The 11748-nt window shown below is 54.0% G+C and carries 10 protein-coding genes; 8 read left to right on the plus strand and 2 right to left on the minus strand.

Annotated elements, in window-relative coordinates:
* Positions 1–163 precede the first annotated feature (163 nt).
* The gene (gene fur, locus BMX00_RS00830) at positions 164–619 is read right to left on the minus strand and encodes a ferric iron uptake transcriptional regulator (RefSeq protein ID WP_090826821.1); all 456 of its coding nucleotides are present in this window, start codon (positions 617–619) and stop codon (positions 164–166) included.
* A 73-nt stretch (positions 620–692) separates the two neighbouring features.
* On the opposite strand from fur, the gene BMX00_RS00835 reads away from it, so the two are divergent.
* From BMX00_RS00835 to greA, 5 genes are all read left to right on the plus strand, one after another.
* Entirely contained in the window at positions 693–1319 is a 627-nt protein-coding gene (locus tag BMX00_RS00835) for an outer membrane protein assembly factor BamE (RefSeq protein WP_090825962.1), read from the plus strand.
* 60 nt (positions 1320–1379) lie between these two features.
* Positions 1380–2189: a 4-hydroxy-tetrahydrodipicolinate reductase gene (gene dapB, locus BMX00_RS00840; protein WP_090825965.1), complete on the plus strand. Its 810-nt coding sequence runs from the start codon at positions 1380–1382 to the stop codon at positions 2187–2189.
* A gap of 155 nt (positions 2190–2344) precedes the next feature.
* The gene (gene carA / locus BMX00_RS00845; RefSeq protein ID WP_090825968.1) at positions 2345–3493 is read left to right on the plus strand and encodes a glutamine-hydrolyzing carbamoyl-phosphate synthase small subunit; all 1149 of its coding nucleotides are present in this window, start codon (positions 2345–2347) and stop codon (positions 3491–3493) included.
* Positions 3494–3544: 51 nt separating this feature from the next.
* A complete protein-coding gene (carB, locus tag BMX00_RS00850; protein WP_090825971.1) occupies positions 3545–6784 on the plus strand; it encodes a carbamoyl-phosphate synthase large subunit in 3240 nt (1079 codons plus the stop codon).
* Between the two features lie 44 nt (positions 6785–6828).
* On the plus strand, positions 6829–7305 hold the full coding sequence (gene greA, locus BMX00_RS00855; protein WP_090825974.1) for a transcription elongation factor GreA: 477 nt from the start codon (positions 6829–6831) through the stop codon (positions 7303–7305).
* 245 nt (positions 7306–7550) lie between these two features.
* On the opposite strand, the gene BMX00_RS00860 is transcribed toward greA, so the two are convergent.
* Positions 7551–7883 carry a YhbY family RNA-binding protein gene (locus BMX00_RS00860; protein WP_090825977.1) on the minus strand — a complete coding sequence of 111 codons (333 nt, stop codon included), beginning with the start codon at positions 7881–7883 and terminating at the stop codon, positions 7551–7553.
* A 30-nt stretch (positions 7884–7913) separates the two neighbouring features.
* Here BMX00_RS00860 and rlmE point away from each other — a divergent pair, with 30 nt between their 5' ends.
* The 3 genes from rlmE to folP all read left to right on the plus strand — a co-directional run bounded on the left by rlmE (position 7914) and on the right by folP (position 11489).
* On the plus strand, positions 7914–8534 hold the full coding sequence (rlmE, locus tag BMX00_RS00865; RefSeq protein WP_090825980.1) for a 23S rRNA (uridine(2552)-2'-O)-methyltransferase RlmE: 621 nt from the start codon (positions 7914–7916) through the stop codon (positions 8532–8534).
* Between the two features lie 127 nt (positions 8535–8661).
* Positions 8662–10557 (plus strand): ATP-dependent zinc metalloprotease FtsH, encoded by a 1896-nt coding sequence (ftsH, locus tag BMX00_RS00870; protein ID WP_090825983.1) that lies wholly within the window; start codon positions 8662–8664, stop codon positions 10555–10557.
* Between the two features lie 110 nt (positions 10558–10667).
* The gene (folP, locus tag BMX00_RS00875; RefSeq protein WP_090826823.1) at positions 10668–11489 is read left to right on the plus strand and encodes a dihydropteroate synthase; all 822 of its coding nucleotides are present in this window, start codon (positions 10668–10670) and stop codon (positions 11487–11489) included.
* Positions 11490–11748 lie beyond the last annotated feature (259 nt).

Below are 11748 nucleotides of genomic sequence, written 5' to 3' on the forward strand. Positions count from 1 at the left end.
TTACAGGGCCCTTTATGCAGTCCGAATATCGAGCTCAGCGGAACTCCTTTCAGCGGCGGCGGAATTGGAGAGTTCTGCACTCAATATAATAGATGAGATCAACCCGCCTGGTGGATCGGCAGCCTGAACCATCGCTCATTCCCCAAAAAGAAATCTCCGGGTATTAGCTCTTTTCCTTGGCGCTCCTGTCCTCCGTTTTTCGGTAGGGGCAGGCCGGTTTTATGCAATCCACGTAGAGCGACAGTGAATGTTCATGGATGGCAAAACCGCGATCCTTAGCGATTTTGTTTTGACGCTTCTCGATTTCCGCATCATAGAATTCTTCCACGCGGCCGCATTGCAGGCACACCAGGTGGTCATGGTGAGCGTCGCTTGCAAGCTCAAACACCGCCTTGCCGCCTTCAAAATGATGACGCTCCAGCAGTCCCGCCTGTTCGAACTGCGTCAATACCCGGTAGACGGTGGCAAGTCCGATGTCCTCACCTTCCCCAATCAAGGTTCGGTAAACATCTTCCGCCGATAGATGCCGCACGGAGCTGCTTTCGAAAAGGCTGAGTATTCTGAGCCGCGGCAGAGTGGCCTTCAAGCCCGTAGTTTTGAGATTGTTTGGCGTGCCCATAGCGATATCCATCCGGTAAGTGATTTGCTGTATCATATAACGTTGGGTTTGCTTTGGAAACATACGTTCCGGGATGCGCGCGCGAATACTTACGCTGGTTGCTTTGCTGCTGCTCTCCGGATGTTCTTCTGTTCCATCTTTGCCATATAAAATCGAAGTCCAGCAGGGTAATATCATTACCCAGGAGATGGTGGACAAGCTAAAGCCGGGCATGACTCGTTCTCAGGTACGCTTTGCGCTGGGTTCGCCCATGATCAGCGATGCGTTCCACGATAACCGCTGGGATTATGTGTATCGCCTTGAGCAGGAAGGGAGGCTGGTCGAGCAGCGGAAGCTGACGGTTTTTTTTGAGAATGACAAACTGGTGCGGATCGGCGGGAGTTTTTCGCCGGTTGCCTTTAATCGGCCTCCTACGATGCAGCATATCGACCCATCGAGACCGGCAGGAGCAATGCCGCCCGAGCCTGCCGAATCCGCTTCCATGGTTCCCCTTCCCAAAGAGGGAAGTCCTCCTCCGGAGGGAAGTCCTGCTCCGGTTGCCGGTACTGCCTCGGCCGCGGCCCCGAGCACTATTTCGGCTTCCAGCAATACTTCAGGCAATACTTCAGGCCCATCTCGGCCGAAAAGGTCGAGTCCCAGGGAAGTCCCGTCGCCAGCAACGGACCTGGGCGACGAAGAGGCGGATCAACCAAAAGAATAGCAGTTACTCATAGCAGGCGAGCAGTTATCTCAGTTATCTTGCAAAGCTGGAACAATATCAATGACTGTACTGAATATCGCAATCGCGGGAAGCTCGGGGCGTATGGGTCGCGCTCTGCTGGAAGCTGTTGCCCGGGCGCCGGACATGCGATTAACCGCCGCTTTGGAGCGTGCCGGAAGCCCTTACCTCCAAAAGGACGCTGGTGAACTGATTGGCGCCCCATGCGGGATTCATATTACCGAAGATGTCGTTTCCGCGCTTTCGCAAAGCGACGTACTGATTGATTTTACCCGTCCGGAAGGGACGCTGGCGCATCTTGCCATCTGTCGCGCCGAGGGTGTGAAAATGGTAATCGGCACCACGGGCTTTTCGGCGGAACAGAAGGACGAGCTGAAGGCGGCGTCCAGGGACATTCCGATCATATCGGCGCCCAATATGAGCGTTGGAGTAAACGTCACTTTCAAGCTGCTGGAATTGGCTGCCACGGTCCTGAGCAAGGGTTATGATATCGAAATCATCGAAGCCCATCATCGCCATAAGGTCGATGCGCCTTCCGGCACGGCGCTACGCATGGGCGAAGTTGTAGCCGGGGCGCTCGGCAGAGATCTATCCGAGGTCGCGGTGTATGGACGTGAGGGTCATACGGGCGAGCGCGCAGACGCTACCATAGGCTTTTCCACGGTTCGTGGGGGTGATATTGTTGGCGAACACACTGTGATATTCGCAGGGACGGGCGAGCGCATCGAAATTTCCCATAAGGCGAGTAGCCGTGCCACCTTCGCTGAGGGCGCATTGCGCGCCGCCCGGTTTCTTGCGGACAAACACAGCGGAATGTTCGATATGCAGGATGTGCTGGGACTTCGAGAATAATTCCGGCGGCAGAATTGAGCTTCCACCGTACTGCCGGAGTTTGGGGTTCATTGAAGCATCCCCGGTTTAGACGTATAATTCCCTATTCATGAAAACGGGACAGGGTAACTTGTCCCGTTTTCCATATCTTGTCGGTATCCTTAGGAGTCTTCCCCGTGTCACAACGCCCGCATGCCGTGCTCGCGCTCGCTGACGGCACAATTTTTCGTGGCTCATCCATCGGCATGGAAGGCATCAGTACGGGCGAGGTAGTGTTCAATACTTCAATGACCGGTTACCAGGAAATCATCACCGATCCATCCTATTGCCGGCAGATCATCACTTTCACTTATCCGCATATCGGCAATACCGGCACTAACATGGAGGATGTCGAATCCGGCAATCTTGACCGGGTTTATGCCGCCGGGTTGGTGATCCGTGATCTACCTGTGCTTTCCAGCAGTTGGAGGCAGACCCGGACATTAACGGAATACCTTGATAGAGAGGGTGTTGTAGCGATCGCAGATATAGACACTCGCAAGCTCACGCGTATTTTGAGAGAAAAGGGGGCCCAGGCCGGCTGCATCATGGCAGGTTTTATCGATGAAACCGGGGCGCTGAGACGGGCCAGAGAATTCCCGGGACTGGTCGGAATGGATCTGGCTAAAGTGGTGAGCTGTACCCAGCCTTATGAATGGAACGAAGGTGAATGGTCCCTGGTGCAGAACGATCAAGCTCAGAGAGATCCTTTGTTTCATGTCGTTGCACTGGATTTTGGGATCAAACGCAACATACTTCGCAAATTGGCGCAGCGCAACTGCCGGGTCACAGTCTTTCCTGCACAGACGAGCGCTGACGAGATTCTGGCATTGAACCCCGATGGGGTGTTTCTTTCCAATGGACCCGGCGACCCCGAGCCTTGTGACTATGCCATCACCACCACTCGACGATTGCTCGAACAAGAGGTACCTATCTTCGGTGTTTGCATGGGGCATCAATTGCTGGGGCTGGCAATCGGCGGCAGAACCATCAAGATGAAATTCGGTCATCACGGGGCAAATCACCCGGTGCAGGATGTGGATAGCGGAAGGGTGCTGATTACCAGTCAGAACCACGGCTTTGCCGTGGATATCGATTCCTTGCCAAAAAATGCGAGGGTTACGCATCTGTCATTATTTGACGGTAGTTTGCAAGGATTCGAACTTTCCGGCCAGCGCGCATTCTGTTTTCAGGGACACCCCGAGGCAAGTCCGGGTCCCCACGATCTGGATTATCTATTCGACAAATTCGTTATGTCGATGGAGAAACGAGGGACAAAGAACTGAGATATAGGTGGAGTAGGTTTCCCGCTTTATATTCTGAATTCGACTGCATTCATGCCTAAACGTCACGATATAAAAACTATCCTCATCCTTGGCGCAGGGCCTATCGTCATAGGCCAGGCGTGCGAGTTCGATTATTCGGGCGCGCAGGCGTGCAAGGCGCTGCGTGAGGAAGGGTATCGCGTCGTACTGGTGAATTCCAATCCCGCGACCATTATGACCGATCCGGAAATGGCCGATGTAACGTATATCGAGCCGATTATCTGGCCCATGGTGGCAAAAATCATTGCGGTTGAGCGGCCCGAAGCGCTGTTGCCCACGATGGGCGGGCAGACGGCTTTGAATTGCGCCCTTGATCTGGCAAAGAATGGCGTACTGAGTAAATACGATGTGGAGTTGATCGGTGCTTCCCGAGAGGCCATCGACAAGGCCGAAGATCGGGAAAAATTCAAGCAGGCAATGAGCCGTATCGGATTGAGTTCGGCGCGCTCCGCCATTGCTCATAGCGTGGAAGAAGCGCTCCAGGTACAGGCCATGGTGGGCTATCCCGCTATTATCCGGCCATCGTTTACTCTGGGCGGGAGTGGCGGCGGAATTGCATACAATCGCGAGGAATTTCTCAATATTTGCGAGCGTGGACTGGAGGCGTCGCCCACCAAGGAATTACTGATTGAGGAATCGGTCATCGGATGGAAAGAATTCGAGATGGAGGTCATACGCGACAGGAAGGATAATTGCATTATCGTCTGCGCGATTGAAAACCTGGATCCTATGGGTGTACATACCGGCGATTCAATTACCGTCGCGCCGGCACAAACGTTGACCGACAAGGAATATCAGATCATGCGCGGCGCATCGGTCGCCGTATTGCGTGAAATTGGCGTTGAAACGGGCGGATCCAACGTTCAGTTTGCCATTAATCCCCGGGATGGACGCATGCTGGTCATTGAAATGAATCCCCGCGTATCCCGTTCCTCCGCCCTGGCATCAAAAGCGACCGGGTTTCCCATTGCCAAGGTGGCGGCCAAGCTCGCGGTGGGTTATACCCTGGATGAGCTCAGGAATGACATTACTGGCGGGGCCATGCCCGCTTCATTCGAGCCGGCAATAGATTATGTCGTCACCAAAGTACCCCGTTTTGCATTTGAGAAATTTCCCCAGGCCAACGATCGTCTTACCACACAGATGAAGTCGGTCGGCGAGGTGATGGCGATCGGACGTACATTTCAAGAATCCCTGCAAAAAGCCCTGCGGGGTTTGGAAATAGGGGCAGATGGCCTGGATGAAAAAACCGCGGATCTCGAAACGATTGCCGCGGAACTGGGTGATCCTGGACCGGAGCGCATCTGGTATGTTGCTGACGCGTTCCGCCGGGGCATGGCATTTAATGAAATTCAGGAACACACCCATATCGATCCCTGGTTCCTTGCGCAGATCGAAGATTTGGTTAAACTGGAGCAATCCATCAGTGGAAAGAGTTTGAATACGCTTGATACACAAGAGTTCCGTAAACTGAAACGCAGCGGTTTTTCCGATCAGCGCCTGGCGAAACTGATGAATACGACCCAGGCGGCGGTCCGCGCCCGGCGTCACGAACTTGGATTGCGTCCGGTATACAAGCGGGTAGACACGTGCGCAGCAGAATTTGCCACCCATACCGCTTACATGTATTCCACGTACGAGGAAGAGTGCGAGGCGCTACCCAGCGGAAAAAAGAAGATCATGGTGCTGGGTGGCGGGCCTAACCGCATCGGGCAAGGCATCGAATTTGATTACTGCTGTGTTCATGCAGCGCTGGCATTACGCGAGGATGGCTTCGAAACCATCATGGTCAATTGCAATCCCGAAACGGTCTCGACTGATTATGATACTTCCGACCGGCTTTATTTTGAACCGTTGACACTCGAGGATGTGCTTGAGATCGTCGCCGTAGAGAGGCCGGCCGGTGTAATTGTCCAATACGGCGGACAGACTCCACTGAAACTCGCGCGCGATCTCGAGGCAAACGGGGTGCCCATTATTGGCACCAGTCCCGATATGATTGATTGCGCAGAAGATCGCGAACGTTTTCAAAAAAAGCTACACCAGCTCGGACTGAAGCAGCCGCCAAATCGCACCGCTCGCAACGCTGAAGCGGCGCTCGCCGCCGCGAGGGAAATTGGTTATCCACTCGTCGTGCGCCCCAGCTACGTTCTGGGAGGGCGTGCCATGGAAATCATACATGAGCAGGCGCAACTCGAACGATATATGCACGAGGCGGTCAAGGTTTCCTACGATGCTCCCGTGCTGTTGGACCGTTTTGTCAACGATGCGGTCGAAGTGGATGTGGATGCGATTTGCGATGGCGAACGCGTCTTCATCGGCGGTATTATGGAACATATCGAGCAGGCCGGTGTGCACTCGGGTGATTCGGCCTGTTCATTGCCGCCCTTCAGTCTCTCCGCGCCGCTTCAGGATGAGTTGCGCCGGCAGACCTCGGCAATGGCGCGAGCACTCAATGTGGTGGGATTGATGAATGTGCAGTTTGCCATTCAGGGCGACACCGTCTACGTGCTGGAAGTCAATCCCAGGGCTTCACGCACCGTGCCTTTCGTGTCCAAGGCCACGGGATTGCAGCTGGCGAAAATTTCGGCGCGCTGCATGACGGGAATGTCGCTCGCCCGCCAGGGGGTAGTCGAAGAAGTGATCCCTTCCTATTATTCAGTCAAAGAGGCTGTCTTCCCGTTTATTAAATTTCCCGGGGTGGATACTATACTTGGGCCTGAAATGAAATCCACGGGCGAAGTGATGGGAGTGGGGCAAACTTTTGCGGAGGCATTCGTCAAATCACAGCTGGGCGCCGGCGTGAAGCTTCCCCAGGGAGGAAAGGTTTTTATAAGCGTGCGCCAATCGGATAAGCCGCGGGTGGTGGAGATCGCATGCAATCTTGCGCAACTGGGGTTCACGCTTTATGCTACTCGAGGAACCGCGGCCGTGTTGAGCGCGGCAGGTTTGACGGTGACTCCGGTGAACAAGGTGGCCGAAGGGCGTCCTCATATCGTGGATATGATCAAGAATGGCGAGATGGATTTGATCATCAACACCGTGGAAGATAAGAGGAGTGCGGTGCACGATTCATATTCCATTCGGCATGCTGTGTTGCAGGCACGCGTAACGTATTACACTACGCTTGCGGGCGCTCGCGCTGCCTGTATCGGGATGGCGAGCATGCGGGAATTGCATGCGTACAGCCTGCAGGAACTCCATGGATCGATAACGGCCGAGGCACATGTCGAGTCGTTACTTCAGGAATAACCGACTGACAAGATCAACTATAAATAGATGGCAGTAAAAGAATCATGGGCACAATTCCATTGACAGTAGTCGGCGCGGAAAAACTCCGCGCCGAATTGCATGAACTGAAAACCGTGCAGCGGCCGGGGGTAATCGCAGCGATCGCAGAAGCCCGTGCTCACGGCGATCTTTCGGAAAATGCCGAATACGAAGCCGCCAAGGACAGGCAGGGTTTTATAGAGGGACGTATTGCCGAATTGGAGAGCAAGCTTTCCAATGCTCAGATCATCGATCCGGCATTGCTGGACGCCGATGGCGCGTGCGTGTTTGGCGCCACCATCGATCTGGAAGATATGAGTAGCGCGACGATCGTAACCTACCAAATCGTGGGTGATGATGAAGCGGATATCAAGGAGGGAAAAATTTCCATCAGTTCGCCAATTTCGCGAGCCCTGATAGGCAAGTACCCCGGAGACGTCGCGGAAGTCCTGGCGCCGGGAGGCGTGAGGGAGTATGAAATTCTGGACGTGAAATACGTTTAGCCTGAGCAGATTAATCAACGAATAAATCGCTGAACACCGCATCGCAGAGGTTGTAAGCCTGATTTCCAAAGTGGCCGCCGGCTCAGCGGGTGCTCCTCAGTGGCTGCTAAGCGCTAATGGGGTTCCCAACATGATGCGGGTACGGCCTGGCGTATGGCCTGAATTATTGCTTTCAATTACTCCGGCGTGATTTTTTTCAGATGCGGTGGAGCAAGGCCGGGCACGAGCATTTTTACCTGTCCTTTTTACCTCGTCCTTTTTGCCTTGTCTTTTTTTGCCTTATCCGTCGTTTCTCCGCTTATTTCATCTTCTTTCGGACGGTAAACCACCAATATCCTCCCAATATGTCGCACCGGACTCGCTCCAAGCTTTTGACATATCTCCGCCAGCATCGCGTCTCTTGCTTCCCAATTACAATCGGCTACCCGGATTTTGATCAGCTCATGGCTTTTGAGTGCCTGATCCAGTTCATTCATAACGCTTTCGGACAAGCCTGCCGTACCTATCCAGACAACCGGCCTGATGCTATGGGCAAGTACTCTGAGATTTCGTCTAACAATCGATGTAAGTGCTAGCATAAGATTTTTCTCAAAATATTATTTTACGCAATGAAGCGCGCCAAGACCAGCAAAGCCTGGATGAAAGAGCATGTGAATGACTTTTTTGTCAAGCAGGCGAAAAAGGAAGGTTACCGTTCACGTGCGGCCTACAAGCTCATGGAAATTGCCGAGCGTGACGACCTGTTTGCGCCTGGCATGACTGTCGTGGACCTTGGCGCCGCGCCCGGCGGGTGGTCACAGGTGGCGGCGGAAAAGCTGGGCGGAAGGGGCAGAGTGATCGCGCTGGATCTGCTGGAAATGGCGGCCCTGCCAGGGGTTACGTTCATTCAGGGCGATTTCCGGGACACGCTGGTTTTGGCAGAACTGAAAAAGAATCTGGGAAAAAGTACGCTTGACCTTGTAATTTCTGACATGGCACCTAATATAAGCGGCATAAGTGTCGTTGATCAGGCGCGGGGCATGCATCTGGCCGAGCTTGCACTTGAATTCTCTGCCGACCAATTGAACTCTGGCGGAAATTTTCTCGTCAAAGTCTTTCAAGGTACCGGTTTCGAGGGATTTTTACGAACGATGCGTGCTTCATTCAGTCGGGTGATAACACGTAAACCTGAGGCATCTCGAGGCCGCAGCAGCGAAATATATTTGCTGGGGATGGGGAAACGGCAGTGACTCATGTTTTGTCATACTTGAAGCACTTAGAAAAGCACGGGTATGCGCGCTATTGCTATTATAAATCCAGAAATGGGTTTAGAATGAAACACTCAAGAATTTTGATGGCGCAAGCCAAGGAGCTATCTTGAACAATCTCATCAAAAACATGGCCATCTGGCTGGTGATTGCTTTAGTGCTCATGACGGTTTTCAACCAGTTCAGCACACGGCAATCGGCTCAAGCCCCAATGGAATATTCGCAGTTCATCGAAGAGGTGAAGCAGGGCAGGATCGCCAAAGTAACCATCGAAGGACGGACGATCAAGGGCACCAAGTCGGACGGTCGGCGTTTCACCACTTACACGCCTTCAGACCCGTGGATGGTGAGCGATCTGCTTAAGGCAGGCGTCATCATAGATGCCAAACCTGAAGAAGAACCTTCGTTGCTAATGAATATTTTCGTTTCCTGGTTCCCGATGCTGCTGCTGATCGGTGTATGGATTTTCTTTATGCGCCAAATGCAGGGGGGTGGCCGGGGTGGTGGCGCGTTCTCGTTCGGCAAGAGCAAGGCGCGGATGCTTGATGAATCTACCAATCAGGTGACTTTTGCTGATGTGGCGGGTTGCGAGGAAGCCAAAGAAGAGGTTTCCGAGTTGGTCGAATTCCTGCGCGATCCGAGTAAATTTCAGAAGCTGGGGGGGCGTATCCCACGTGGCGTATTGATGGTTGGCAATCCCGGCACCGGTAAAACTCTTTTGGCTCGCGCCATTGCCGGTGAAGCCAAGGTTCCGTTTTTCAGTATTTCCGGTTCGGATTTCGTGGAAATGTTCGTGGGTGTGGGAGCGGCGCGCGTGCGCGATATGTTTGAGCAAGCCAAGAAACATGCGCCCTGCATTATTTTCATTGACGAAATCGATGCGGTTGGCCGCCAGCGCGGTGCAGGTCTCGGTGGCGGCAACGATGAGCGCGAACAGACGTTGAATCAGTTGCTCGTGGAGATGGATGGTTTTGAAGGAACTGCTGGGGTGATCGTCATCGCGGCCACCAACCGGCCTGACGTACTTGACCCGGCACTGCTGCGGCCCGGCCGTTTCGATCGGCAGGTAACGGTCCCGCTACCCGATATCCGTGGCCGGGAGCAAATACTCCACGTTCATATGCGCAAGGTACCGATCGCGCCCGACGTGCATGCTGAAATTATCGCGCGAGGTACGCCCGGGATGTCAGGCGCCGATCTTGCTAATCTGGTGAACGAGGCAGCGCTGTTTGCGGCACGCAGCAACAAACGGCTTGTGGATATGGATGACTTCGAGCGCGCCAAGGATAAGATTTTCATGGGTGCGGAGCGTCGTTCCGTCGTGATGCCCGAGCGCGAACGGCGCAACACTGCTTATCATGAATCGGGACATGCGGTGGTTGCGCAACTGTTGCCCAAAACCGACCCTGTACATAAAGTCTCCATCATTCCGCGTGGACGCGCGCTGGGCGTAACGATGCAATTACCCACGGAAGACCGGTTCAGCATGGATCGCGAAGAAATTCTGCAGAGTATAGCGGTTCTGTTTGGCGGTCGTATTGCCGAGGAAGTTTTCATGGGCCAGATGACGACCGGCGCCTCGAACGATTTCGAGCGTGCGACGGAGATGGCCAGACGCATGGTTACGCAATGGGGTATGTCTGACACCCTCGGTCCGATGGTTTATGGAGAGAATGAGGGAGAGGTTTTCCTCGGCCGCTCTGTCACGACGCACAAGAACGTAAGCGAAGCCACCATGCAAACGGTGGATATAGAAATTCGTCGTATTATCGATGCACAGTACGGCTTGGCGCGTAAGCTGATCGAGGAAAACCGTGACAAAATCGAAGTCATGGCTAGAGCCTTGCTGGAGTGGGAAACCATAGACTCTGACCAAATCGGCGATATTATGGAAGGCCGTGCCCCACGGCCGCCCAAGCCTAACAAGGTAAGCCCCCCGCCTCCGAAGGACAACACGCCTCCCGGAGCGCCGGCGGCCACGGCCACACCGGCTCAGGAAGTGTAAGGGGAGCGCTCGCAAGCTTTCGAAATTAAGTAAACCTGAATAAGGTGGGGCTCGCCCCACTTTATTCATTATTCATCCCCTGCCTGATCCAGCCTCGTCTGTTCCCTTCCATGTCTCTGATGCAGCGGCTTAACAGTTTTCCCCCTGGCCGCGTTCTCATCATGGGGATCGTCAATGTAACACCAGATTCCTTTTCCGACGGTGGACTATGTGTTTCACCGGAGGACGCGCTCCGTCACGCCACTTGCCTCATCGAACAGGGAGCTGATCTGGTGGATGTCGGTGGTGAATCGACCCGCCCCGGCAGTCATCCGGTAACGGTGGAAGAGGAATTGCGTCGCATCATGCCCGTAGTGGAGGCACTGGCGGATAGAAACGTATTCGTCTCCATTGATACCTCCAAGCCGCAGGTGATGCGTGCTGCGATAGGCGCTGGTGCCGCTATGATCAACGATGTCAATGCACTAAGGGCGAAGGGCGCGCTTGAGGCGGTTGCGGCGGGTGGTGTGGCAGCGTGCCTTATGCATATGCAGGGCGAGCCCCGCAGCATGCAGGCCCAGCCGCATTACAATGATGTAGTGTCGGAAGTTAGGGAATTTTTGCGGCAGCGTGTGGATGCAGCGCTTGCTGTCGGAATTTCGCGCGAACAGTTGATGGTCGATCCTGGTTTTGGTTTCGGAAAGACACTGGAACATAATATTCAACTGCTGCGTCATCTCGACCAGTTTTTAGAACTGAATGTCGGGTTAATGGTCGGGCTATCGCGCAAATCCATGCTAGGGAAAATTACGGGTAGCGACGTGGATGATCGGATTCATGCCAGCGTTGCCGCCGCAATACTGGCGGCAGCCAAAGGCGCTGGAATCCTTCGCGTACACGACGTAAAAGCAACCAGGGATGCGCTAGCAGTTTATAATGCCGTGCAGAGCTAAGAATTCCTGATCTCCTTAAATTTGCCACCTCGGCGCCAATCTGACTATCTGTCAATTGCAGGTCTTGTTGCGATTGTGGCTGCCGGTTCATTTTATCCGTCCAGGATAAATTGCGGACTTCGTCGCTCCGGGCTTGACCGGGAAGCCAGCCCAAGGCAAAGGATGGCGTGCTTGCACGCCATCGGATTGGCATCCGCTGGCATGGCATTTGTACCTGATTTGTACTGGGTATGTACCATTGCGCAGGAGCTAAATTTAC

It is taken from the genome of Nitrosovibrio tenuis, assembly GCF_900109785.1.
GTDB classification, from domain to species: Bacteria; Pseudomonadota; Gammaproteobacteria; order Burkholderiales; family Nitrosomonadaceae; genus Nitrosospira; species Nitrosospira tenuis_A.

Coding starts and splice junctions, on each gene's coding strand:
- fur (WP_090826821.1), bottom strand. CDS start 619: ATGGGCACGCCAAACAATCTCAAAACTACGGGCTTGAAGGCCACTCTG.
- BMX00_RS00835 (WP_090825962.1), top strand. CDS start 693: ATGCGCGCGCGAATACTTACGCTGGTTGCTTTGCTGCTGCTCTCCGGA.
- dapB (WP_090825965.1), top strand. CDS start 1,380: ATGACTGTACTGAATATCGCAATCGCGGGAAGCTCGGGGCGTATGGGT.
- carB (WP_090825971.1), top strand. CDS start 3,545: ATGCCTAAACGTCACGATATAAAAACTATCCTCATCCTTGGCGCAGGG.
- greA (WP_090825974.1), top strand. CDS start 6,829: ATGGGCACAATTCCATTGACAGTAGTCGGCGCGGAAAAACTCCGCGCC.
- BMX00_RS00860 (WP_090825977.1), bottom strand. CDS start 7,883: ATGCTAGCACTTACATCGATTGTTAGACGAAATCTCAGAGTACTTGCC.
- rlmE (WP_090825980.1), top strand. CDS start 7,914: ATGAAGCGCGCCAAGACCAGCAAAGCCTGGATGAAAGAGCATGTGAAT.
- folP (WP_090826823.1), top strand. CDS start 10,668: ATGTCTCTGATGCAGCGGCTTAACAGTTTTCCCCCTGGCCGCGTTCTC.